The sequence below is a fragment of the Duganella sp. AC237 genome, from assembly GCF_979254035.1.
The window spans coordinates 5,092,248-5,116,984 of record NZ_CEEDEW010000003.1; the positions used below are offsets into that span (position 1 = coordinate 5,092,248).

20 protein-coding genes are annotated in these 24,737 nt (G+C 63.2%); 7 read left to right on the top strand and 13 right to left on the bottom strand.

Annotated features, from left to right (window positions below; all coding sequences use genetic code 11):
• Positions 1 to 169: 169 nt before the first annotated feature.
• Entirely contained in the window at positions 170 to 1,441 is a 1,272-nt protein-coding gene (locus AC0IYS_RS22610) for a DUF2863 family protein (RefSeq protein WP_471707288.1), read from the top strand.
• Positions 1,442 to 1,464: 23 nt separating this feature from the next.
• Here the strand turns inward: AC0IYS_RS22610 and AC0IYS_RS22615 are convergent, their stop codons facing one another.
• The 6 genes from AC0IYS_RS22615 to AC0IYS_RS22640 form a co-directional block, all read right to left on the bottom strand.
• On the bottom strand, positions 1,465 to 1,773 hold the full coding sequence (locus AC0IYS_RS22615; RefSeq protein ID WP_471707289.1) for a hypothetical protein: 309 nt from the start codon (positions 1,771 to 1,773) through the stop codon (positions 1,465 to 1,467).
• A 28-nt stretch (positions 1,774 to 1,801) separates the two neighbouring features.
• Positions 1,802 to 2,266: a CYTH domain-containing protein gene (locus AC0IYS_RS22620; RefSeq protein WP_471707290.1), complete on the bottom strand. Its 465-nt coding sequence runs from the start codon at positions 2,264 to 2,266 to the stop codon at positions 1,802 to 1,804.
• A gap of 2 nt (positions 2,267 to 2,268) precedes the next feature.
• Entirely contained in the window at positions 2,269 to 3,396 is a 1,128-nt protein-coding gene (locus AC0IYS_RS22625; protein ID WP_471707291.1) for a M14 family metallopeptidase, read from the bottom strand.
• A 135-nt stretch (positions 3,397 to 3,531) separates the two neighbouring features.
• Positions 3,532 to 4,995, bottom strand: a complete 1,464-nt coding sequence (locus tag AC0IYS_RS22630; RefSeq protein WP_471707292.1) for a catalase — start codon at positions 4,993 to 4,995, stop codon at positions 3,532 to 3,534.
• Between the two features lie 225 nt (positions 4,996 to 5,220).
• A complete protein-coding gene (cphA, locus tag AC0IYS_RS22635) occupies positions 5,221 to 7,794 on the bottom strand; it encodes a cyanophycin synthetase (RefSeq protein WP_471707293.1) in 2,574 nt (857 codons plus the stop codon).
• Positions 7,795 to 7,822: 28 nt separating this feature from the next.
• Positions 7,823 to 9,988: a cyanophycin synthetase gene (locus AC0IYS_RS22640; RefSeq protein ID WP_471707294.1), complete on the bottom strand. Its 2,166-nt coding sequence runs from the start codon at positions 9,986 to 9,988 to the stop codon at positions 7,823 to 7,825.
• Positions 9,989 to 10,320: 332 nt separating this feature from the next.
• On the opposite strand from AC0IYS_RS22640, the gene AC0IYS_RS22645 reads away from it, so the two are divergent.
• The 3 genes from AC0IYS_RS22645 (at position 10,321) to AC0IYS_RS22655 (ending at position 13,881) form a co-directional block, all read left to right on the top strand.
• Complete coding sequence (locus AC0IYS_RS22645) at positions 10,321 to 12,594, top strand: cyanophycin metabolism-associated ABC transporter (RefSeq protein ID WP_471707295.1); 2,274 nt, start codon at positions 10,321 to 10,323, stop codon at positions 12,592 to 12,594.
• A gap of 10 nt (positions 12,595 to 12,604) precedes the next feature.
• Entirely contained in the window at positions 12,605 to 13,075 is a 471-nt protein-coding gene (locus tag AC0IYS_RS22650) for a cyanophycin metabolism-associated DUF1854 family protein (protein WP_471707296.1), read from the top strand.
• 341 nt (positions 13,076 to 13,416) lie between these two features.
• Complete coding sequence (locus AC0IYS_RS22655) at positions 13,417 to 13,881, top strand: hypothetical protein (protein WP_471707297.1); 465 nt, start codon at positions 13,417 to 13,419, stop codon at positions 13,879 to 13,881.
• On the opposite strand, the gene AC0IYS_RS22660 is transcribed toward AC0IYS_RS22655, so the two are convergent.
• The 6 genes from AC0IYS_RS22660 to AC0IYS_RS22685 form a co-directional block, all read right to left on the bottom strand.
• Positions 13,878 to 15,209 carry a sugar MFS transporter gene (locus AC0IYS_RS22660; protein WP_471707298.1) on the bottom strand — a complete coding sequence of 444 codons (1,332 nt, stop codon included), beginning with the start codon at positions 15,207 to 15,209 and terminating at the stop codon, positions 13,878 to 13,880. The two genes, AC0IYS_RS22655 and AC0IYS_RS22660, sit on opposite strands and share 4 nt — an antisense overlap.
• Before the next feature lie 29 nt (positions 15,210 to 15,238).
• Positions 15,239 to 17,773: a glycoside hydrolase family 3 protein gene (locus AC0IYS_RS22665; protein WP_471707299.1), complete on the bottom strand. Its 2,535-nt coding sequence runs from the start codon at positions 17,771 to 17,773 to the stop codon at positions 15,239 to 15,241.
• A gap of 24 nt (positions 17,774 to 17,797) precedes the next feature.
• Positions 17,798 to 19,165, bottom strand: a complete 1,368-nt coding sequence (locus AC0IYS_RS22670; RefSeq protein ID WP_471707300.1) for a GH1 family beta-glucosidase — start codon at positions 19,163 to 19,165, stop codon at positions 17,798 to 17,800.
• A gap of 77 nt (positions 19,166 to 19,242) precedes the next feature.
• Complete coding sequence (locus AC0IYS_RS22675; protein ID WP_471707301.1) at positions 19,243 to 20,268, bottom strand: LacI family DNA-binding transcriptional regulator; 1,026 nt, start codon at positions 20,266 to 20,268, stop codon at positions 19,243 to 19,245.
• An 87-nt stretch (positions 20,269 to 20,355) separates the two neighbouring features.
• Positions 20,356 to 21,624, bottom strand: a complete 1,269-nt coding sequence (locus tag AC0IYS_RS22680; protein WP_471707302.1) for an ABC transporter substrate-binding protein — start codon at positions 21,622 to 21,624, stop codon at positions 20,356 to 20,358.
• A 108-nt stretch (positions 21,625 to 21,732) separates the two neighbouring features.
• A complete protein-coding gene (locus AC0IYS_RS22685; protein ID WP_471707303.1) occupies positions 21,733 to 22,689 on the bottom strand; it encodes a cupin-like domain-containing protein in 957 nt (318 codons plus the stop codon).
• A gap of 188 nt (positions 22,690 to 22,877) precedes the next feature.
• On the opposite strand from AC0IYS_RS22685, the gene AC0IYS_RS22690 reads away from it, so the two are divergent.
• Both AC0IYS_RS22690 and AC0IYS_RS22695 read left to right on the top strand, forming a co-directional pair.
• On the top strand, positions 22,878 to 23,093 hold the full coding sequence (locus AC0IYS_RS22690; protein WP_471707304.1) for a type II toxin-antitoxin system HicA family toxin: 216 nt from the start codon (positions 22,878 to 22,880) through the stop codon (positions 23,091 to 23,093).
• A gap of 67 nt (positions 23,094 to 23,160) precedes the next feature.
• Positions 23,161 to 23,574: a type II toxin-antitoxin system HicB family antitoxin gene (locus AC0IYS_RS22695; RefSeq protein WP_471707305.1), complete on the top strand. Its 414-nt coding sequence runs from the start codon at positions 23,161 to 23,163 to the stop codon at positions 23,572 to 23,574.
• Between the two features lie 143 nt (positions 23,575 to 23,717).
• Here AC0IYS_RS22695 and AC0IYS_RS22700 read toward each other — a convergent pair whose 3' ends face one another.
• Positions 23,718 to 23,897 (bottom strand): DUF3606 domain-containing protein, encoded by a 180-nt coding sequence (locus AC0IYS_RS22700; protein ID WP_471707306.1) that lies wholly within the window; start codon positions 23,895 to 23,897, stop codon positions 23,718 to 23,720.
• A 259-nt stretch (positions 23,898 to 24,156) separates the two neighbouring features.
• Between AC0IYS_RS22700 and AC0IYS_RS22705 the strand changes: the two genes are divergently transcribed.
• Entirely contained in the window at positions 24,157 to 24,726 is a 570-nt protein-coding gene (locus AC0IYS_RS22705) for a PEP-CTERM sorting domain-containing protein (protein ID WP_471707307.1), read from the top strand.
• The last annotated feature ends 11 nt before the right edge of the window (positions 24,727 to 24,737 follow it).

A 24,737-nucleotide genomic window follows, 5' to 3' on the forward strand; every position in this document is an offset into this window, starting at 1 on the left:
GCTGTAGCGAAAAACGCCGGATTCGTCCGGCGTTTTTTTCGTCCGTGCCCAGGGTCGAGCCAAAGTAAACGCCGCTTTTACCGAATCAACTACAATACGTGTCATAAGGGTTATCATCTGCATGACTGATCCATTTTTTTGACTAATTTTATAAGACTCTTATTGCGCTATGCGTCGTCCATCTAAAGATTCATCCCATAAATTGTCTGTCGAAAGCCAGCGTCTTGTCACCTACGCCCAGGCGGTCGGTCAGGCGGCCAGCCGGCTTGAAGAGCGGTCGTGGGAACACAACCTCGATGCACAGCTCCAGAAACTCCTCAAGACCGGTCACCAGGACACCATCGACGCCACCCTCAACGCGCTGTTCAAGGAAGACTTGAACGCCTACGACGTGCTGATGGATGGCGTCGAAGCGGTCAGCGAATCGAGCAGCATCACCATCGACACCGCCGACGGCGTGGCCAAGCAATACGACGTGCTGCTGGTGGCCGCGCCGATCCTGGCGTGGACCCGCTTCTCCATCGCCTCGGGTGCGATTCCGGCCGACATCCTGCAAACCTTGTCGGCGCATTTCAGCGCCCACCTGCTGGCCGACGGCACCCGCATGGCGATGTCGCCGACCCTGTTCTCGATCGACCAGCTGCCGCGCAGCCACGTCGAAACCTACGGCAAGGTGCACAAGCTGGCGCAAGCCGCCATCAAGGGCACGGTGCTCAAGGCCGACACCAAGGTGCCGGAGACGGCGCCGTTCCTGGCCGACACGCGCTACCTGCTGGTGGCGGTCGTGGCCCCGGCAGGCGCCCCGCTGTTCCGCTGGCAGATGCCGTCGAATCAAAGCAACTTCGCCAACGAGCGCGCCACCGCGCTGGAGCAATGGCGCGAGCAGGTCACGCCGACGGTCACCCGTCTGCTGCCCGGCTGCGGCATCGAGCTGCTGCTGCCGGAAGCCTACTACATGGCCTGCCGCGAGGCGGACAAGCTGATCCGTCCGGTGTCGATCCGCGCCGCCGTGCACTACCTGACGCATACCCTGGCGGTCGAACCGTCGGAGCTGCGCGCGGTGATCGCCGGCTTCGGCGAGGAAAACGCCGACGGCCAGATCGACGAGTACCGCGTGGCCTTCACGCAGCGTTCGACGCCGGACGTGATCTACGGCGTGGTGTGGCCGCTGTACGGACAGGAAGACGAGGAAGGCACGCCGCCGGAAGGCCCGCTGCAAGGCGGTCCGGGCGGTGTGGTGCAGAAGCCGGTCACGCCGGTGGAAGAGATCGTCGCGCACCTGAACGCGGCCGGCATCACGCAGATCAAGAAGCACGCCGAGCGTTATGTGGCCGAGTTCTGCGACGACTGCGGCGCGCCGTTGTTCGCCGACCCGGTCGGGGAATTGGCGCATGCCGAAATGCCGGAAGACGCGCCCAGCGGCACCGAGCATTTCCATTAATAAAAAAGCCCTTCGGGGCTTTTTTATTTTGTGGACTGCGGCTGAGTTTGGGGCTGCGGGAGATAAATGACAACCGGCGGCTGGGGCGGCGCTTGCATCACTGTGGGGGTAGCCGCTTGCGCCGCCGGCCTCGCATCGAACGACCTGTTGGCGGCAAAATACAAACCGCCGAAACCGATGAACATGCCGATCATCGACGCCACCATCCAGCGGTAACCTTCGGCCGACATCTTGTGCATTTCAGCGCGCAACACCTCGATATCGGCCTTCGTCGCTAACGTCGGCACGATTGCATCGATATGCGCCTTGAGCGCTGAAACTTCGCTGTCCATCCCACCAGCTTAGACCAAAATCCGCCGGCTACCAAGCCGAAAACGGATGGCTAATCAGGCTTGAATTGAGGTAGCGCAAGTCGGCCGTGACCTCTTCCGCCACCCAGTCCGGCTTGTCGAAGACTTGATCCTCCGAGCCCAATTCGATCTCGGCCACCACCAGCCCGGCATTGGCGCCGAGGAACTCATCGACCTCCCACAAATTGCCGGCGAAGTCGATGCGGCGGCGGTATTTTTCGATCAGCGGCTGCTCGCACAAACCGTCGAGCAGCTCGACCGCGTCGGCCATCGGGATCTCGTACTCCCACTCGCCGCGCGTGGCGCCGACGTTGCGCCCCTTGATCGTCATCACCGCCCGCTCGCCCTCGATGCGCACGCGCACCACCCGATCCTTGTGCGACGACAGATAGCCCTGGCGGAAAAACACCGGCTCGCCAAGGCTCTTCCACGCGTCGCCGCGCACCAGGAACTTGCGCTCGATCTCGACGCCCACGATCAGTAATCGTCCAGCGACAGCAGGATCGGCTGCAGGATCGCCGCGCCCAGCGCCGCGCTGCGAGCACCGTTCCAACCCACGTGCGGATCGGGCAGGTCGGCGTTGTCCTTGAACGGCATCTCCAACGTCAGCGCCAGGCAGCCAAAGTGGTGGCCGACATACTTGGACGCCAAGGTCAGCATGTCTTCCTTGTACTTGCTGGCCGCATAGCCGACCTTGTCCTGGAAGTCCGGGCTGGCGTTTTTGTAGCGGTCGATGAAGGCCTGCTGTTTCGCGCGGCGCTCGTCGCTGAAATTCTCCAGCATCTCGTTACCGGCCACGAAGTTGTACGGCAGCGCCTCGTCGCCGTGGATGTCGAAGAACATGTCGATGCCCGTCTCGTGCATCTTCTGCTTCACGTACAGCACTTCCGGACTGCGCTCGGCCGATGGCGTCATCCACTCGCGATTGAGGTTGGCGCCGGCGGCGTTGGTGCGCAGGTTGCCGCGCACCGAACCGTCCGGGTTCATGTTCGGCACGATGTAGAACACGCAGCGCTGCAGCAGCTTGCGCGCGATCGGGTTCGAGTCGTCGAGCAGCGTATCGATTAAGCCTTCGATGAACCATTCGGCCATCGATTCGCCCGGATGCTGGCGCGCGATGAACCAGATTTTCTTTTCCGCTTCCGGCTTGCCGACGACGACCAGGTTCATGTCGCGGCCATCGACGGTGCTGCCCAGGTCGAGCACGCGCGCCAGTGGATTTTCAGCTACTTCGCCCAGCAGACGCAGATGGCGCTCGAACGAATACGGCTCGAAGTAGGCGTAGTAGACGCTGTCGAGGTCCGGCGTGTGGCGGATCGTCATCACGGCGCCGTCGAAGGTGGTCGGCACGCGGAACCAGTTCTCGCTGTCGTAGCTGGCCACGGCCTGGTAGTTCTCGTAGCCCTTGGCGTAGGTGGCCTGGCCGGCGTTGAGGAAGCGCATCGTGACCTGCTGGCCGCGCGCGCCCTGCAGGCGGAAATGGAACCACTGGCGGATGTCCGCGTGCGAGTCCTTGCGCAGATTCAGTTCGATGGTGGCGGCGCTGTCGGCGCGCAGCACCTCGATGGCGCCCGAGTCGAAGTTCTGGCTGATTTTGATGGTCATGTCGATCCAATATAAGTGAATACCGATGACGCTATTTTACCAGTCACGCAGCCAAACCCGCAGGGCCGGGCGGGGTCGTACCCCTTGGGGTACGACCCCAGGTTGGCCGTGCGGGTTGAAGGCCGGCGCGCCCGGTCAGTCGGCGTTCACGCCCTTGGCCTTGAGCGCGGCGCGCACGCCGGCGCCGTAGGCCGGATCGGCCTGGTCGAAGTGACCCAGCTGGCGGGCGATGATCTCGGCGTTCACCTGGCTCAACGGACCGGCGATGTTGTTGAACAGGTTGAGCTTTTCCTCGGCCGGCAGCAGGCGGAACAGATTACCGGCCTGCGTGTAGTCGTCCTCCTGGCCGCGACCGTCGAAGCGCGCCGCGCCGCCGTCCAGAACCAGCGCCGGTTCGCCGTGGCCCAGGCCCTGCGGATTGCTGCCGTTCGATTCGACCGGCTGGTAGTTCTGCGCCGCACCGCCGTTGGCGATCGCCATGGCGCCGTCGCGCTGCTGGTTATGCACAGGGCAGCGCGGCGCGTTCACCGGCAGATGCTGGTGGTTGGTGCCGACGCGGTACAACTGGGCGTCGTGGTAGGCGAACAGGCGTGCCTGCAGCATCTTGTCCGGCGAGTAGCCCAGGCCCGGCACCACGTTCGACGGCGACAACGCGGCCTGCTCCACTTCCGCATGGTAGTTCAGCGGATTGCGGTTCAACTCGAACACGCCGACAGGAATCAGCGGGAAGTCCTTGTGCGGCCATACCTTGGTCAGGTCGAACGGATTCCAGCCGGTGCGCGCTTCCCACGCGGCCAGTTCGGCCTCGGTGGCCACTTGCAGCTTCACTTCCCACTGCGGGAAATCGCCGGCGGCGATGGCGCCGAACAGGTCGCGCTGCGCGTAGTCCGGGTCCTCACCGGCCAGGCGGCTCGCTTCGGCAGCTGGCAGGTTCTTGATACCTTGCCTGGTCTTCAGGTGCCATTTGCAGTACACACGCTCGCCGGCATCGTTGATCAGGCTGAAGGTGTGGCTGCCAAAACCGTCCATGTGGCGGTAGCCGTCCGGCGTGCCGCGATCCGAGAACAGCATCGTCACCTGGTGCAGGCTTTCCGGCGTCTTGCTCCAGAAGTCGAACATCATCGTCGGCGACTTCAGATTGGTCTGCGGATCGCGCTTTTGGGTGTGGATGAAGTCCGGGAACTTGATGCCGTCCTTGATGAAGAACATCGGCGTGTTGTTGCCGACCAGGTCCCAGTTGCCCTCTTCCGTGTAGAAGCGCATCGCGAAGCCGCGCGGATCGCGTTCGGTGTCGGCGCTGCCCCGCTCACCGCCAACGGTGGAGAAGCGCACGAAGGTTTCGGTTTGCTTGCCGATGGCCGAGAACAGCTTGGCCTTGGTGAATTTGGTGATGTCGTGGGTGACGGTGAAGGTGCCGTAGGCGCCCGAGCCCTTGGCGTGCACCACGCGCTCGGGGATGCGTTCGCGGTTGAAGTGCTGCAGCTTCTCGATCAGGTGGAAGTCCTGCAGCAACAGCGGGCCGCGCCGGCCCGCGCTGACGGAGTTCTGGTTATCGGCTACCGAGATGCCCGATGCGGTGGTGATAGGTGGCTGGCTCATGCTTTGGCTCCTCGTTGATAGTATGGGACTATTGTAACGAGGCCAATTCATAGCTCAAAACTATAAATAACTATGGATTTGATAGCCGGAGCCAATGACGGGGAATCCGAGATAAAACACGTAGGGCGGATTAGCGAAGCGTAATCCGCTATGCATGCGTCTCGACGGCGCACGCAGTGGCGGATTACGGCGTTCCGCCTAATCCGCCCTACGTGGTTCTAGAAGTCAGCCAGCTTCCGCGATGCGCTTGGCGATGTGCGCCAGCGCATCTTCCACCTGGTCGATCAGGATCAGGCACAGGTCGCCCTCGCCCAAACGCGCCAGCGCCGTGTCGATGGCCAGGAACTCGCCGTAGATCTCCTCGATGTGCGAGGTGCGCGGCGCGCCGGCCAGGCCCGAACGCAGCAGCGCCACCACTTCGCCGTCGACCCGCCCGCGCTGGCACTGGTCTTCGTACAGGATCACATCATCAAAGGCGCGGCCGAGGATCTCGGTCTGCTGCTTGATGTCCTGGTCGCGGCGGTCGCCGGCGCCGGAGATCACCACGCCACGGCGCCTGGCCGGCATGGTTTCCACCGCCTGCACCAGCGCCAGGATGGCGTCCGGATTGTGGCCGTAGTCGGCGATCACGGTGGCGCCCTTGTAATCGAACACGTTGAAACGGCCCGGCGCGTTGTCCGAATCGTTGGCGAAGGTTTTCAGGCCGAGACGGATCGCGTCCCAGCTGATGCCCACGCCCCACGCGGCGGCCACGGAGGCCATCACGTTTTCGACCTGGAAGCCGATGGCGCCGTTGCGGGTGATCGGCACCTGCGACAGCGCGATCTTGTTCAACTGCTTGCCCTCGGCCGCGACGATATGGCCGTCTTCGACGTACACGGTGCGGCTGCCCTGCGCGCGGTGGGTGGCGATGACCGGGTGGCCCCGATCGGCGCCGAAGAAGATCACCTTGCCGCGGCAGGTGGCGGCCATGCCGGCAACGATCGGATCGACCGCGTTGAGCACCGCGAAGCCGCTCTCGGAGACGTTCTGCACGATCACGCGCTTGAGCACCGCCAGGTCTTCGACCGTGGTGATGTAGTTCAAACCGAGATGGTCGCCGCTGCCGATGTTGGTGACCACGGCCACCTGGCAGCGGTCGAAGGCCAGGCCTTCGCGCAACACGCCGCCGCGCGCGGTCTCGAATACCGCCGCGTCCACATCCGGATGCAGCAGCACGTTGCGGGCACTGCGCGGACCGCTGCAATCGCCGCTGTCGGTCTGGCGGCCTTCGATGTAGACGCCGTCGGTGTTGGTCATGCCGGTGCGCAGGCCGCTGGCCGTCAGCAGGTGGGCGATCAAACGCACGGTGGTGGTCTTGCCGTTGGTGCCGGTGACCGCCACCACGGGAATGCGGCCGTTCTCGCCGGGCGCGAACATGGTGTTGACGATCGCCTCGCCGACCGCGCGGCCCTTGCCGTACGATGGCGCGATGTGCATGCGCAGGCCGGGGGCGGCGTTCACTTCGACCACGCCGCCGCGCTGGTTGTCGAACGGTTGCAGCACGCCTTCGCACACCACGTCGACGCCGCAGATATCGAGGCCGATCATCTGCGCCGCCTCGACCGCGCGCGCCGCCACTTCCGGGTGCACGTCGTCGGTGACGTCGGTGGCGGTGCCGCCGGTCGACAGGTTGGCGTTGTTACGCAGGATCACGCGCTGGCCCTTGGCCGGAATCGAGTCCGCGTCCAGGTCCTGCAGCGCCAGGCGCGCCAGCGCGATGTCGTCGAAGCGGATCTTGGTCAGCGAGGTCGAATGGCCGCTGCCGCGGCGCGGATCGGCGTTGACGATGTTGACCAGTTCACGCACCGTGTGGGTACCGTCGCCGACCACTTGCGGCGGATCGCGGCGCGCTGCGGCGATCAACTTGTTGCCGATGACGAGCAGGCGGAAATCGTGGCCCGGCAGGTAACGCTCGACCATGATGTCGTCGCGGAATTCGCGCGCGGTGTTGAAGGCTTGCGCCAGCTGTTCCTTGGTCATCACGTTGACGGTGACGCCCTTGCCCTGGTTGCCGTCCTTCGGCTTGACCACCACCGGCAGGCCGATCTCCTGCGCGGCGGCCCAGGCGTCTTCGACATCCTCGACCGAGCGGCCGATGGGCACCGGCACGCCAGCCGCGTGCAGCAGCTTCTTGGTCAGTTCCTTGTCCTGCGCGATGGCTTCGCCGATGGCGCTGGTGCTGTCCATTTCGGCGGCCTGGATGCGGCGCTGTTTCGAACCCCAGCCGAACATCACCATGCTGCCCTCGGTCAGGCGGCGGATCGGAATGTCGCGGGCGACGGCGGCGCTGACGATGGCGCCGGTGCTCGGGCCAAGGCGCACATCCTCATCGAGGTCGCGCAGTTCGTTCAGCGCGCCGGTCAGGTCGAACGGGGTGTCGGCCAGGGCCGAATTGATCAGATTTTCGGCCAGCGTGACGGCCAGGCGGCCCACCGCTTCCTCGGTATATTCGACCACGGTCTGGTAGATCCCCTCGTCGAGCGTGGCGCTGGTGCGGCTGAAGGTCACCGGGCAGCCGGCTTGCGCCTGCAGGCTCAGGATCGCCACTTCCAGCACGCGGGCCAGCGGCACGTCGTCGGCGCGGCCGGTCGTGCGCAGCGCGCCGATGGCCGGGAAGCGCGCATGCAGGCGCTGCTCGAAACCTGGCAGCAGCGCGATCGACTGCTCCTCGGGCGGACAGGAGACGATGACTTCGACCGCCGTGTGATGGCTCCAGAGATTGGGGCCGCGAAGGGCACGGGTGCGTTGAACTTCCATAAATCTTCGTGTTCTTTCAGTGAAGTTATCAGTGATGGGTGCGCTTCGGATTCGCATCGAAGGTGCGAAGGCCGGCGCCGATCAAATCCGGCGTCAGTCCCAGCGCCCAGCCGGCGGCGATCGCTGCCAGCACGGCTTCCGGCGGCACCAGCGGCGACAGCGGCAGGCTCGCCACCTCGTCGTGGCCCTTGGCCATGACGATGCAATCAGCCCTTTGGAACACCACGCGCTCGCTGTCCTGGCGGTGCCCGGCGATGGCCGCCAGGTGCTCGTCGACGCCGTAGAAAATCACTTCGCCATCGCACAGGCGGGCCATGTCCACCACCTGTTCGTCGGCAGCGTTGAGCACCGCCACGCCGCTCGGCAGGATCACGTCGACCTGGGTGCGCAGCACGCCATACAGTTTGTCGGCGCTGTCGATATAGAACTCGCCCAGTTCCTCGAAATCGCTGACGTCGGTGACCACGCCGACCGCGCATTTATCGTACGCCAGGCCCTCGGTCAGGATCATGCGCGCGCTCGATTCGAACACCGCCGCCTCGACGTTTTTGTTGAGCAGCAGGCGCTCGCCGGTTTCCCAGTCGCTGAAGCCGTCGCGCGGCAGCAGTCGGCCGTTGACGAACAAACCATCGGCGCAAGTCAGGCCGACCTTCTTGCCGCTGATTTGCAGCAGCCAGGCGATCAGGCGCGAGGCCATGGTCGTACCGTGCTTGCCGGTGATGCCGACGATCGGCATGCGGCCGCTTTCCTCTTCTGCGAACAGATGGTCGACGATCGCCGCGCCAACGTTGCGCGGTTCGCCATTGGCCGGCTTCAGGTGCGCCAGCAAACCCGGGCTGGCGTTGACTTCGATGATGGCGCCGCCCTGCTCGTGCAGCGGACGCGAAATATCCGAGGCCACCAGATCGATGCCGGCGATGTCCAGGCCGACCACGCGCGCGGCCAGCGTGGCCATCGCGGCGACTTGTGGATGCACCCGGTCGGTGACGTCGGTGGCGACGTTGCCGTTCGGCTGGATCAAGACTTTCTGGCCTTCCAGCGGCACCGATTGCCACGTCATGCCCTGGCGCTCCAGCTCCAGGATGATCTCGCCCGATTCGTGCGGCTTGACCACGCCCAGCGGCGCGTCCTCGACTTCGCCGCGGCGCGGATCGGTGTTGATCTGCGTATTGCACAACTCGAGGATATTCTGCCTGCCGTCGCCGGTGACCCACAGCGACTCGCCACCGGCGGCGGCGATCAGGCGTTTGCCCACCACCAGCAGGCGGTGCTCGTCGCCGGGGATGAAGCGTTCGACGATGACGTTCTTGCTGCCGCCCTTTTGCGCCGCCAGGTGATAGGCCTTGGCCACGTCGGACTGCGTCATCAGGTTGAGCGACACACCGCGACCGTGGTTGCCGTCGTACGGCTTGACCACCACCGGCACGCCGATGTCCTCGGCCGCCGACCATGCCGCTTCGGCGCTGGTGACCAGTTCACCTTCCGGCACCGGCACGCCGCACGACGCCAGCAGGCTTTTGGTCAGGTCCTTGTCGCTGGCGATGCCTTCGGCGATGGCGCTGGTTTGTTCGGTTTCGGCGGTCCAGATGCGGCGCTGCGCGGCGCCGTGGCCCAGCTGCACCAGGTTGCCGTCGGTCAGACGGATCGACGGGATTTTGCGGTCGGTGGCCGCATCGACGATGTTGGCGGTGCTCGGCCCCAGGCACAGCGACTCGACCATGTCGGTCAGCTCGGCCACTTTGGTCGTCAGGTCGTAGGGACGGTCCTCGATCATCGCCATCAGCAGGTCGCGGCCCGCCTCCAGCGCGGCGCGGCCGACCTGTTCCTGGCGGGTGCGGAAGGCCATCTTGTACAAGCCGGTGTCCTCGCCGATCTGGCGCGTTTTACCGAAACCGGTCTTCATGCCGGCCAGGTTCTGCAACTCCAGCACCACGTGTTCGAGGATGTGGCCGGCATAAGTGCCGTCGCGCAGCCGCTCGAGGAAGCCGCCGACCTCGCCCACGCCGCAGCGGTGGACGATCAGGCCAGGCAGGATCGCGGTGAGGCGCTCATACAAGCCTGGCAACAAATTCGACGGATACTTTTCCAGTTCGCCAATATCCAGCCACGCCTCGATCACCGGGCGATAGGTCCAGATGTTGGGACCGCGCAAATGGGTTACGCGGAGGACTTCAATGTCTTTCTTCTTGGTCATGTTTCTATTCTTGTGTCTTTGTTATCAGCCGTGGCCAGCCTGCACCGTATTTTAAACCCGTACCACCGCTTCCCGCCAAATCCTGTTTGGCCCACCCCGTAGCTTGACCAAGTTCATCACGTCCACCGACCCGGATGTCTGTGCGTTATACTTGCCGCCAGTACAAAAGCCCGGATTTATGGTGCGAGTCAAATGTCCGACTCGACTGTTGATGCAATGACAGAATACCGTAAATAATTACTTATACCAGCCGCAACACCTTATTGGCAAAGCGAATGTTGTAGAGTGCCGATGCTAGTTTCACCATTTTTCGACCCGGAGTAAGCCGCACGATGACAACCCAACAACTTTCCAACGTATCCAGCCTCGGCGAGCTTCCTGAACGCTGGCGTTCCGAGATACAGGCACAGCTTTCCAAAGAGGAAAACGTTGTAAGTGCCCTGGAGGTTGACCTGGATCAGCAACTTCGTTTCGCCAAGGGTGTCATCGTCGTCACCGCCACGCGCCTGCTGGCGCGCGCGCCGGGGCAGGAACAGTGGCAATCGTGGCCTTTTTCGCATGACCTGACCCTGAAACACCACGACCACGCCGGCGTCGGCCACCTTGAGCTGATCGGCCGGGGCGGTCGTCTTGCGGCGTGGCGCTTCACCTTGGGCCAGAACCTCAACGCGATCCGCCTGGTGGAAGCGTTCTCCGCGCACCTCGATAGCCACGCCACCGGCGTGCCGGTCATCGTCGAAGAAAAAAGCATCTGCCCGAGCTGCAAGGCGCCGCTGGAACCGGACCAGGAGGAATGCCCGGTATGCACCAAGGTGATCTACACGCCGCCGTCCACGTGGACCCTGTTCCGCCTGTGGCGCTTCGCCAGGCCGTACAAATTCCAGCTCGCGCTGGGATTCTCGCTGATGTTGCTGAGCACCGGCGCACATATGATCCCGCCCTACCTGACCATCCCGTTGATGGACAATGTGCTGATCCCGTACCAGAACGGCAAACCGGTCGACACCTCGATGGTGGCGCTGTACATGTCCGGCCTGGTCGCCTCGGCGGTGATGGCGTGGATACTGGGCTGGGCCAAGACGTACGTGCTGGCGCTGGTGTCGGAGCGCATCGGCGCCGACCTGCGCACCGAAACCTACGACCACCTTCTGCGCCTGTCGCTGGAATACTTCGGCGGCAAACGCACGGGCGACCTGATGTCGCGCATCGGCAGCGAGAGCGACAGGATCTGCGTGTTCCTGTCGCTGCACCTGCTCGACTTCGCGTCCGACTGCCTGATGATCATCATGACCGGCGTGATCCTGTTCTCGATCGACCCGTGGCTGGCGATCTTCACCTTGCTGCCGCTGCCGTTCATCGCCTGGTTGATCCACGTGGTGCGCGACCGCCTGCGCATGGGCTTTGAAAAGATCGACCGCGTGTGGGGCGAAGTGACCAACGTGCTGGCCGATACCATCCCGGGCATTCGCGTGGTCAAGGCGTTCGCGCAGGAGTCGCGCGAAGCGGCGCGCTTCCGCACCGCCAACCAGCACAACCTGGCCGTCAACGACAAACTGAATAAAATCTGGTCGCTGTTCTCGCCGACGGTATCGTTCCTGACCGAACTCGGTCTGCTGGTGATCTGGGTGTTCGGCATTTACCAGGTCTCGAAGGGGAATATCACGGTCGGTGTGCTGTCGGCGTTCATCGCCTACTCCAGCCGCTTCTACGGACGTCTGGACTCGATGAGCCGCATCGTCTCGGTCACGCAGAAATCGGCGTCGGCCGCCAAGCGCATCTTCGACATCCTCGATCACGTGTCGTCGGTGCCCGAGCCGGTCAACCCGGTCAAGCTGGCCAAGGTCGACGGCAACATCACCCTGCGCGAAGTCGGTTTCCGCTACGGTAACCGCGCCGTCAACCGCGGCATCAGCCTCGATATCAAGGCCGGCGAAATGGTCGGCCTGGTCGGCCACTCGGGCTCCGGCAAATCGACCCTGGTCAATCTGATCTGCCGCTTCTACGACGTCTCGGAAGGCGCCATCATGCTCGACGGCGTCGACATCCGCTCGTTCGCCGTGTCGGATTACCGCCGCAACATCGGCCTGGTGCTGCAGGAGCCGTTCCTGTTCTTCGGCACCATCGCCGAGAACCTCGCCTACGGCAAGCCGGATGCGACGCGCGAGGAAATCATCGCCGCCGCCCGCGCCGCGCACGCGCACGAATTCATCCTGCGCCTGCCGCAGGGTTACGACTCGATGGTCGGCGAGCGGGGACAAGGTTTGTCGGGCGGCGAGCGCCAACGCATCTCGATCGCCCGCGCGCTGCTGATCGATCCGAAGATTCTGATCCTCGACGAAGCCACGTCCTCGGTCGACTCCGAGACCGAAAAAGAAATCCAGCGCGCGCTGGAAAACCTGGTGAAAGGCCGCACCACGATCGCCATCGCCCACCGCCTGTCGACCCTGCAAAAGGCCGACCGCCTGGTGGTGCTGGACCGCGGCGTGGTGGTGGAGGAAGGCTCGCACGACGTGCTGATGGCGCGCGAAGGCGCTTACTACCGCCTGTATCAGGCGCAGGCGCGCAATGTCGACACCGACATGGACGACAGCGGCCGCAAGGAATAAGAGAACCCACATGACGACGACAAAATTTGAACTGGTACGCAATCCCTTCGGCCGCCTGGTGCTGACCACGGGCGAAGGCGCCGTCCACGAAGGCGTGGCGGCGGTGCGCGCCTTCCCGGTGCAAGCGCCGGAGGACGGCATCGCGCTGGTGAGCGGCGACGGCAAGGAAGTGGCATGGATCGACCGCATCGAAGACCTGCCGAAGGAAATCGGAGACCTGGTGCGGGAGGAGCTGGCGGGCCGTGAATTCATGCCCGAGATCTCGCGCATCGTCGATGTCTCCGGCTTCGCCACGCCGTGCACCTGGACGGTGGAAACGGACCGCGGCGACACCGAATTCGTGCTGCGCGGCGAAGAGGATATCCGCCGCCTGACGGTGGACACGCTGCTGATCTCCGACATCCACGGCATCCACTACCTGATCCGCGACGTGCGCGAGCTCGACAAGCACGGCAAAAAAATCCTCGACCGCTTCCTCTAACCCCCGGGGGTCAAGTCTAACATTCATACACGACCTTATCCGTAAAGCCGCGGCACGGTAGAGCCCGTGTCCGAATGTCAGACTTGACCCCGGCGTTTGCTACCGAATCTTCAACTGTCGCTGGTGGCCTCTGCCCGCTGACATGCCTCAACGCGCCAACATAAACCGCTTGCATGATGTAATCGTGCGCCGGTGGCGGCTGCGGAAAGGCATACAATGAAATTCCTCGATCCGAAGTCGCACCAGCCGCCACTCCCGGCCCCTAAGCGGAAGCGCACGCCGCGCAAACCCGCGCCGCCGCCGATGCCGGTGCCGCGTCCCAAGCAAGAAGGGAACTAGTCATGGATGAAACCAAGGAAGATTTGCAGTTCAACCTGCGTTATGCGCAGCGACTATGCCAACGAACGGCCCGCTTCTACCGGCGCCTGCAAACCACGCTGACCTTGATCAGCTTGCTCGCCGGCAGCAGTGCTGTCGCCGCTCTCGCCGCCCAATTAACGGTGCCATCGGCATGGCTGTTGGGCGTCTTCGCCATTTTCGGCTGCATTAATCTCGCGCTGCGCCCCGCCGACAAGATCGCGGCCAACGAGGCGGACGTACGCAAGTACGGCGCGTTGCTGGCCAAGGTCAACTCGGTAGATGTCGCCGCGCTTCAGCAGATGCTGGACGAAGCGCGGCTTTCGGATACGACCGAGATCGAACCGCTCCGGCCCGTCGCCTACAACGACGTCGTGCTGGAAGTCGACGAACCGGAAGCAATGATCCCATTGAGCCCGATGCAGAAGCTGATGGGTGCCCTCGCCTAGTGCCCGGCCCGCGCGGCCGGTTTGTCCGCCCCGCCATCCGCATACATGCCGGCATACTTCAGGCCGAAATACAGCACGAAGACGTAGCACGCCGCAGGCACAACGAACGAGATCTGCAGGTTGACGGTATCGGCCAGGAAGCCCTGCGCGAACGGCACCAGCGCGCCGCCGACGATGGCCATGCACAGCAAGCCGGAGCCCTGCCCCGTCAACGGCCCCAGTTTGTTCAGCGCCATCGAGAAGATAGTCGGGAACATGATGGAGTTGAACAGGCCAACGCCCAGCAGCGCCCACATCGCGGTATGGCCGCTGCCGAAAATCGCCACCAGCAGCAGCGCGAACGCCGCCGCCGAGTTGAAGGCCAAGGCCTTGCCCGGGCTGACGTAACGCATGACGGCGAAGCCGATGAAGCGGCCCAGCATCGCGCCGCCCCAGAAGTAGCTGACGTAAGGCGCCGCCTGGTGTTCCGGCAGGCCGGCGATGTGCGGCTCGCCGATGAAGTTGATCAGGAAGCTGCCGACGCAGACTTCCGCGCCCACATACAGGAAGATGCCGATCACGCCGAGCACCAGATGGCGATGCTGCAGCACCTGCTTCCAGCCGCCACCGTCGGCCGCCTGTGCGGCCGGTTGTTCGGCGTCGACGATCTTCGGCAGGCGCGCCATCGCAAACAGGATCGCCAGCACCAGCAGGGCGCCGGCCAGCGCCAGATACGGGCCTTGCACGCTGGCTGCCTGATTGGCGTAGTAGGCGGCCACCTGGTCGGCCGGCAGCTTGGCCAGATCGGTGGTGCTCATCACGCCACCGGCCAGTATCAGCATGCCGCCCAGGGTCGGCGCCACCGTGGTGCCCAGCGAGTTGAAGGCCTGGGTCAAGGTCAGGCGGCTCGATGCCGTCTGCGGGTCGCCCAGGATCGTCACGTAAGGATTGGCCGCCACCTGCAGGATGGTGATGCCGCCCGCCAGAATGAAGAACGCCAACAGGAACAGCGCGTAGCCGCTGGTGGACGCAGGGTAGAACAGCGCGCAGCCGGCGGCGGCGATGGTCAGGCCGGCGACGGCGCCGTTCTGGTAGCCGATCCGCTTGATCAACGCGCCGGCCGGCAGCGAAACGATGAAGTAAGCGCCGAAGAAGCAGAATTGAACCAGCATGGCCTGCACATAGGTCAGCGTGTAGATCGACTTCAGGTGCGGGATCAGGACGTCGTTCAACGCCGTCAACAGACCCCACATAAAGAACAGGATCGTGATGATGATGAGGGGGCCGGTGTTGCCCTTGGCCTGCGACGGGCTGGCCGGCACACCGGCAGCTTTCGATAATGGTTCCATGCTAGCTCTTTCTCATATATTTTATGTTTTTACTTAAAATCGCCGCACGCCGACGCGTCCTTGTCCCTGGCCGCGCCGCCGACGATCTGGATGTTGGCGAAGCTGGCCGCGAACGGTCCATCGGCCGATATGGCGAACGGCGTGGACAACGCGTCGGGTTTCAGTCCTTTGGCGCTGAAGCACGACAGCGGTATCTTCACCGTCTGTTTGCCCTTGCCGGCCATGCGCTGGAACACGGCGCTGGCGTCGAGTTCCACGTTTTCCATCCAGATGCCGGCCTTCCCTTGTGGGGCGCCGGTGACGATGGTATCGAATTGCAGCGCGCCGTCGGTGCCGGCGATCGCGGGAATCGGCATGGCCTTGCCTGATTGCGCCGACAGTTTAGCAGGACCGGACCAAGTTAGCCTTTTTGCATCCTGTTGCGTGTTCACCTGCGCCGTCTCGACCTTCACCGTGGGCAGATTGAACACCGCGTTCAGGTCCGCGCCGAGCGCGGTCTTCTTGCCGCCGCTTTCCACGTAGAGTGCATAGGTGGCGCGGTCCGCAGGGCTATACACCGGCATGGCCATGCTCTTGCCGCAGCCGCCCGGCGAGTAGCTTGCGTCCAGCATCGGCACAGTCGCCTGGCCGGCCGGGGAGGAATAGGTCAGACCATAGCCGAACTTGAACAACGGATCGTAGCCGGCATCGCCGACATTGAGCGGCGACTGGCAAGCCGACTTGGGCCACGAGAACGACAGCTTGCCACGGAAGTCCACATTGACCTTGCCGTCCGCCTTGCGGAACAGGACATCGGACACGCCCTTGCCCTCGGTGCCCGGCAGCCAGGCCGAAACGAAGCTGTCCGACAGGTTGAGGATGTCGTTGGCGTACAAAGGACGGCCGGCCACCAGCACCGTCACCACCGGCTTGCCTTTGCCGGCCACCGCCTTCAGCACCGCCAGGTCCTCCGGATGGCGGCCGGACAGGCGCAACGTGCCCGATGGACCGATGTCGCCATCGCCCTCCGCGTACGGGGTTTCGCCGATGACGGCGATGACCGCGTCGAACTTGCCGACATCGACACCGGTGGCGTTTTCGCTGAAGGTGACATTGTCCTTGCCGGCGGCGTCGCGAATACCGGCCAGGATGGTGTCGCCGATCGGATAGTCGCTATTCTTGTTGTCGGTGCCCTGCCAGGTCAGCGACCAGCCGCCCGACTGGTTGGCCATGCTGTCGGCGCTCTTGCCCACCACGAGGATCTTTTTGCCGCGCGCCAGCGGCAGCACGCCGCCATTATTCTTCAACAGCACCAGCGATTCGCGCACCGCCTGGCGCGCCAGCGCGCGGTCCTGCAACGCTTCCTGTTTTCCCGCGTAGCGGTTCTGCGAGGGCTTTTTGCCGTCGAACAGGCCGGCGCGCAGCTTCACGCGCAGGATGCGGGTGACCGCGTCGTCGATACGCGCCATCGGGATCTCGCCCTTCTCCACCTGGGCGATGGTGTTGGCGATGAAGGTTTTCCAGCGCTCCGGCACCATCATCATGTCGACACCGGCGTTGATCGATTGCGCGCAGCTATCCTCGGCGCAGCCGGGCACCTCGGCGATGCCGTTCCAGTCGCTGACGATCAGGCCATCGAAGCCCATTTTGGTTTTCAGCGCGTCGGTCAGCAGCGCTTTACTGCCGTGCATCTTGCCCTGATCGATTCCGCCTTCGAGGTCGTTCCAGCTGTTGAAGGAGGCCATGACCGTTTGCACGCCCGCCTCCAGCGCCGGGTAGTAGCCCAGCGCGTGGATGTTGAGCATGTCGGCCTTGGTGGCCTGGTTGACGCCGCGATCCTTGCCCTCGGCCGTGCCGCCGTCGCCGACGAAGTGCTTGGCGGTGGCGACCACGGTGCCGTCGCCTTTCAAGTCGCCCTGCAGGCCCTTGACGTAGGCGCCGGCGTAATCCTTGACGATGGCGGGATCCTCAGAAAAGCTCTCGTAGGTGCGTCCCCAGCGATCGTCGCGTACCACCGCCAGCGTGGGCGCGAACACCCAGTCGATACCGGTGGCGCGCACCGCCCTGGCGACCGAGTGCGCCATCTGCTCGATCAGCTTTTTGTCGCGCGCGGCGCCGAGACCGATATTGTGCGGGAACAGCGTGGCGCCGTACATATTGCTGTTGCCGTGAATGGCGTCGATGCCCCAGATGACCGGCACCTTCACCTTCATGTCTGTGCCCATCGAGGCGTCGTAGTAGGCGTCCGCCAGCTTGACCCAGTCGGCCGCAGTGGCGTACTTGTTCCCCTGCGGCCAACTGCCGCCGCCATTGAGGACGGAACCGATGTAGAACTCCCGCACCTGCTCGGGCGTGATGAACTTGATTTCGGGCTGCGTCATCTGGCCGACCTTTTGCGCCAAGGTCATGCCGGCGACGATGCCGGCAATGCGCGCTTCCATCGCCTTGTCCTGCTTGACGGCGCTGGTGATGCGAGGCCAGTCGGTGAGCGAGCTTGCAGCGGGAGCGGCGATGGCGTGGGCGCCCAGCGCCAGCATGGAGGCCAGGACGGCGCGGCGCAGGATGTGGTTATGGCGTGTTTTCATTCGGGGCAAGTCTCCGTGATTGATTTATTGTTGGTTCTGGCCGCGCACGAATGCGCTGTACCAATGGCCGCTTTGCTTGACGGTGCGGCGCTGCGTCGGGTAGTCGATATAGGTCAGGCCGAAGCGGCGCAGATAACCCTCCGACCATTCGAAGTTATCCAGCAAGCTCCAGGCGAAATAGCCTTTGATATGGGCACCGGCGCCGATCGCGTCGCGCACCGCCACCAGATGGCGGATCAGGTAATCGCGCCGGGCGGTATCGTTGACGGCGCCATCGGCGTCCACATGATCGTCGTAGCTGGAGCCGTTTTCGGTTACGTACAAATCACCGGTCGGGTACTCGCGCGCCACGCGCGCCATTAAATCGACCAGCCCTTGGGGCGACACCTCCCAACCGAAGTCGGTGCGCTGGCGGTCCTGCGGATGGACGATTGCGGTGCGCAGCGGGTACTGGTCGGGCGCGTCGGCGACCACTTCCGGGAAGTAGTAATTCACGCCGAGGAAATCGCATGGGACGGCGATGGCCTCCATATCGCCGGGCAGCACGACCGGAGCGTTTTCGCCCACCAGCCGCAACGCCAGCTCGGGGTAACCACGGCCATACAGCGGATCGAGGAACCAGCGGTTGCGCAGCACGTCGTGGCGCACCACCGCCTCCCGGTCGGCAACGCTGTCGGAGGCAGGCTTGATCGGATGCAGGCTCAATGCGATACCCACCCTGACATCCCGCACATTGGCGCGGATGATCGGGACGGCCAGACCGTGCGACACCAGTACGTTGTGGCAGACCTGCAGCGCCAGCGGCAAGCTTCTGTTACCAGGGGCGTGCATGCCATCCCAGTTGCCATGCATGGCAGTGCACCAAGGCTCGTTGTGGGTGATCCAATGCTTGACGCGGTCGCCCAGGTGCCTGGTCATCACATCGACATATCGCAGATAGGCGTCGATGGTGGCGCGGTGCGCCCAGCCTCCCTGATCCTGCAGATACTGCGGCAGGTCCCAGTGGTACAGCGTGCACCACGGCTGCAGGCCGCGCGCCAGCATGCCGTCGACAAGGCGCGAATAAAACGCCAGCCCTTCGGCATTCGGCTGGTCGTCCGCGCCGTTGAAGATGCGCGTCCACGCGATCGAAAAACGGTAGGAGTTCAGCCCCATCGACCGCGCCAGGTCCAGGTCCTCCTCCCAGCGGTGATAGTGATCGCAGGCGACCGCGCCGGTACTGCCGTCGCGCACCTTGCCCGGCGTCGCACTGAAGGTGTCCCAGATCGACGGCACGCGGCCACCGGCATCGGCCGCGCCTTCGATCTGGTAGGCGGACGTCGACACGCCCCACAGGAAATCGCCCTCGAAATCGGAGCGGCTTATCGCCTTGGTCAAGTCGGTGGAAGTCATGATGATCGCGCGTCTCCGAAAATGGAATCGTTTCCAATATACTACAAAAAAAGAGCGCGCGGCCAGCGCGCACTCCGTTATTTCGTGCTTTTGCGTGCAGGGGCTTTTGCCAGCGAGGCGCGCTCCGTCACGTGCAGCTTGTATTTGCGCTTGACCGGCCGGTCCGTTTCGTAGCACCGGTTCAGCAGGTAGTTCAAGCCGTTCAAGGTCATCTCGCTCCACGGTATGTGGACGCTGGTCAGGCGCGGCGCAGTGAACGCCGCGCTGTGCGTGTCGTCATAACCCAGCACCGACACCTGCTCCGGCACGGCGATACCCGCCTGCTGGAAGAACGACAAAGCGCCGACCGCCATTTCATCGTTCGCGCAGAAGACGGCAGTGAACTCCCGACACGACGCCAGCAGCCGCTCGGCGCATGCCCATCCTCCTTCGGGCGTGAAGTTACCGTCGTCTACCCATAGTTTGCCGCTGTCGATGCCCGCCTCGTCCAGCTCCGCCATGAAACCGGCCAGGCGCTCCTGGTTATCCGGCGCGCTGGCGCGTCCGGCGATGACGGCGATCTTGCGGTGCTTCTTGTCCAGCAGCGTGCGCGCCGCCAGCCGTCCGCCGGCCTTGTGGTCGACCGTGAAGCACTGCTCGGCGATACCGGCGTAGCGGTGATTGATCACCGCCACCCGCGACTGGAACGGTCCGAGCGCCGCGAAGTCCTCGTCCTCCAGCGAATTGCTCATGACGAGCAAACCGTCGCTTCCGCGCTCGATCAGGAAATTCACGCCGTCGATCGCCTGCTGCCGCTCGTTGCCGTCGCCGACGCCGAAGGCGACCACCATGTTCAACCCGGACGCCCGCAGTGCGGTGTAAATCGACTGCAGGATCGGCGTGTAAAACGTCCCGCTCAAATACGGGATGTAGACGCCGATCATCTGCGAGCTGCCCGACAGCAGCGAACGCGCCGCGTGCGAGGGCCTGAAATCCAGCTCCACGATGGCCTTTTGCACCTTCTCGAGCGTCGCCTTGGACACCGATCCCCTGCCGCTGACCACACGCGAGGCGGTGCCCAGCCCCACGCCCGCCAGCCGGGCGACGTCTTTGATTGTTGCCACGAGTTCCCTCATCACTAGAGTCTATGCGGCGGTCAGCATACCGCATCGCCCCGGACGGTGACAAGCAAGCCGCAAATCGAACCCTTTCTAGTCCGCCAGCGCCGCCGCGATGCTCTTCTGCGCCTTCTCGACCGGCATGCGAGTGTTCCAGTAAGTCGTCAGCACGTCCTGCAGCGCGCCGTTCTGGTCCGGCGTCAGGTGCACTTCGATCATGCCGACTTGGCGCGATTTGTCCTTCATGATGGCCATGCCGGCCTGCGCGCACAGATCCATCGACGAGGTGTCGGCGTTGCTGAGGATGGGCAGCGAACCTTTAAGCTTGTTGAATTCCAGTTGCACGGCCGGCGCCAAGACCGTCGTCGCCAGCAGTTTTTGCGCCTTGACGGTCTCCGGATTCTTCGTTTTCGGGAACACGAAGGCATCACCCTGGATCAGGTACGGCACGTTGGGACCGAGACCGGCGATGCAGCCGAAGTCCTTGCCGGCGGTTTGTTTGGCGGCGGCGAATTCGCCCTTGGCCCAGTCGCCCATGATTTGCACCCCGGCCTTGCCGCTGACCACCATGGCGGTGGCGTCGTTCCAGTTACGGTTGGGCGAGCCGGGATCGACGTAGGTCTGCAGCCGCTTGAAAGCCAGCAGCACTTTTTTAAACGCCTCGGAATTGATCGCCTGCGGCGAGCGGTCGCGCAGCACCGACAGATACAGCGCCTTGCCGCCGACGTTGGCCAGCATGGCTTGGAACAGGATGTTCTCCTGCCACGGCTGGCCGCCGTGCGCCAGGCCGACCACGCCGGCCGCCTTGAGCTTGTCCAGTGCGGCAAACAGTTCGTCCGGCGTGGCCGGCTCCTTGACGATGCCGGCTTTTTTGAACGCGGCCTTCGAGTACCAGATCCAGGTGGACATGTGGATGTCGACCGGCGCCGCGTAGAAGTGTCCGTTGACCTTGATGACATCGAGGATAGGCGCCGGCATCAGCTGGTCCCATTTATCGCGCAGCGCGATATCGTCGACGTTGTTGAGCGAACCCTGGTCGATCAGGTCGCGGAATTGTTTGGTGGTGTTGAACTGCGCGGCCGTCGGCGGATTGCCGCCGACGATGCGGTTGATCGCCACCGACTTGGCCTGGTCCGCGCCGGCGACCGCCGTATCGGCCCAAACGCCGCCGGCGGCGCGGTAGGCGTCGGCGAATTTGCGCACGGCGGCCGACTCGCTGCTCGAGGTCCACCAATGCATCACTTCCGCCTTCGGCCCGGCCGGCGCCGCGAAGGACGCCGTCGGCGCCATCAAACCAACCGCCATCAAAGCCGCAGCTCCGGTGGCGCACGCCCGTTCCAATGTCCTGCCATGCTTGAACATCCAGTCTCCTTGAACGCCGAAGTGGCCCGGCACGCCGCCCACGATTGGAAACGTTACCAATTCACAAACACGAATATATCACCCTCTTATTTTGGGTGTCAACGCTTGTTAAGCGTCGCTTCGCCGCAGGGACGCGTCGCCGTTCAAGGCGAACGGCATCGACCTGGCCCACCGGTTCGACGACAGCGAGAACGTCAGCGCGCGCACCTGGTGATACCAGCCGGCCGGCACGTACAGCATGTCGCCCGGATTGACGACGCACTCGATCATGGTCGCCTGGCGCGCCAGCGGGAAGCGGTCGAAATCGGGCGCTTCGGGATCGAACGGGGAGCCGAACAGGATGGCGTTGGCCTCGTTCGGGTACAGGAACTCGTCATGATGCGGCGGCGACAGGAAAATCCGCTTGGTGCCCCAGATCTGCGCGAAGATATTATCGTCGTAGTCGCAATGCAGCGGCGTCACCGTGCGGGCCGGGCCAAGCCAGAAACGTGGCGGTCCCATTTTGTCGAAAAAGGTCGGCCAATGGCACATGCTGTTCAATTCGCGCAGTTCCAGATTACCCAGATAAGGTGGCAGCTCCTGCGTTTCGACGGCGACCAGGTCGAGATATTCGCCCATCGACATATCCTGCATCGCGCGGTCCGCGGCGAACGCGGTGTTGATGTAGTCCCCCACCCGCGCACGCACCTGGACCTCGCTGTAGCGATCGCGCAGCGTTTGCGGCGTCAGCGCGCATAAAGGCCAGCGGTTGACGATACCCGTGATCAGGAATGGCAGGCCTAGCGCGGCGCGCGCGCGAAACGCCGCCGCATCGAGCGCGCGCACGCGCGGCACTTCGGCGATCACCGGCAGCGCGCGTGCCGCGCTCCGTATCGCGTCACGCATCTCCTGGATCGACGTGACGCCGCGCACCTGCGCATCCCTTTGCTCGCGCGCCTGTCTTTTGGCGGCGGCTTCCTCCGGCGTAGCGGGCCGCGACGCCTGCAACGGCGGCGGCGAACGCGGGCTGATCCGCGCCGGCGGCGTTACCTCGGCGCCGGTCAACGGATTCTTCTCTTTTGACATATCCCCTACCTTGAATTCCGATGTCTTACATGCCGCGCAGCATAACGCATGCGGGTGATTGTTCGCTAGTGCCGGCAGCCGGACATCACGAAATCCCATGTGGCATGAAAGTTCGTTCTGAGCACAGGACGTCTGATGTAACTCAATGATCGACGCTGGCAAAAAACAGCTTGCCACCGTAATCAATTATGATTACATTATGTTCACCGCCAAGTAATGGGGGCCCTGTGAAACAGAGTGAATTCGTCAGGTGGCTTAAGCAGAACGGAGCGACTTTCGAAGAGGGTAGGAACCACACCAAAGTTAAACTGAACGGCAAGACCAGCTTCCTGCCCAGGCACCCGGCAAAAGAACTAACAACCGGACTTGTCCAAAACGTAAAAAAACAGCTCAACCTGAAGTGAGGCGGGTTGGTAAAGCGCTTGGAGCGCTGATCACAACTGCGGCATCCATAGCCTACTGGAGTTTTCCATGAAATACCCTGCTACCTTTACACCGGAAGCGGCTGGCATCACTGTCACTTTCCGCGACATTCCGGAAGCGATCACACAAGGAGACGACGAGGCCGACGCGCTTTTCATGGCGAAGGACGTCTTGCTCGCCGCAATGGAGGTCTACTTCGATGAAAAGCGCACAGTCCCATCCCCATCGGCGCCACAACGAGGTGATCGTCTGATCCCGGTGCCCGCGAGCGTGGTCGCCAAGATTCTCTTGCTCAATCAGATGCTCGAACAGGACATCATCCCGTCTGAGCTGGCGAGACGCATGGCCACTACACGGCAAGAGGTCAACCGACTGATCGATCTAAAGCACACCACGCGCATTGACCGCATCGAGGAAGCAATGGCCGCGTTGGGCCGCAAGCTGGAGCTATCGGTAGCTTGACGTAGTGCAACTTCTTCTGGACTCCGTGCAGAGCGTGTCAAGAGAGGGGCGCCGGACCGTTCGAAAGCACGGCAAAAAGGCGGCGCCGCCGATGACATCACAGACGAAATGGCAAGCCTCCTACGCGTACCGGATTGTGGAGGCTAGCCCGCAGCCAGCTTCTCGCGGACAGCTTTAGCACTCGGCCCAACTTCCTTGACCAATTGGTGCAACCGGTCCTTGGTAACGCCGAGTTCCTTGGTCCAGTAAGTGACTTCGTGGGTCTCGTTGACATTGATGCGGGCGCGGTCTTGCGCGCCGGCGTTGGCCAGATCATCGCTCATAATTTCCTCCTTGAATGATAGTGCCTGAAGGATCGCACAGCGACCGGATTCATTCCGTTATCTGGCGCACACGCGTGCGCAGCGAGCCAATCCGCAGCCGATGCGGGTTTGTGTGGTTGGCGTGATTTTCCTCAACGGCTCACGGCGATTAATCATTGTAATTTTGATATTCAATGTATATTCGATGGGCGCTTCTCTTTCAGTCAGGCTTGGACACCGGAGCGCCTCGTCACACATCGTTCAACCTCAGGAGACCGTTATGAAACGTTTATTTGCAATACTCGCCTTTTTCGTTTGCTTCAGCGCGTCGGCGGCAGACCTCACCGGTACCGTCAGCTTTGAAAACGGACTCTACACTTACAGCTACGAACTCTCGGCATCGGACTTCCCGGTGACGGAGGTGTTGGTGCTTGTGAAAAGCAACGGGGGTAACTTCGACTTGCACCCGGCCTCCTTCACCAGTCCTGCCAACTGGGTTTTCAATACGTACGTCGGCGTCAACCCAAACTACGAGAACCTTACGCCTGCCGCCACCTACTTTGGCTGGGGACTCAATGGCGTTGGCGAAACGAATGCACTTTCCGGCTTTTCTTTCACTACCGATGCGGCGCCCGCCGCCAACCCGCTACCCATCACGTACATGCTGTTCGCGCCTGCTTACCAAGGCGGCCGGCCACCGATCGAGAACTTTTATTTAGGGTCGGTAGTGGCGCCGGATTTTTTAGCTGTACAACCGCCGCCAGTGCCCGAGCCAGAGATGTATGCGATGCTTCTGGCCGGGCTGTGCTTACTCGGCTATGCGGCAAAACGAAATAAAGAGGCGCCGTAAGAGATGTTCCC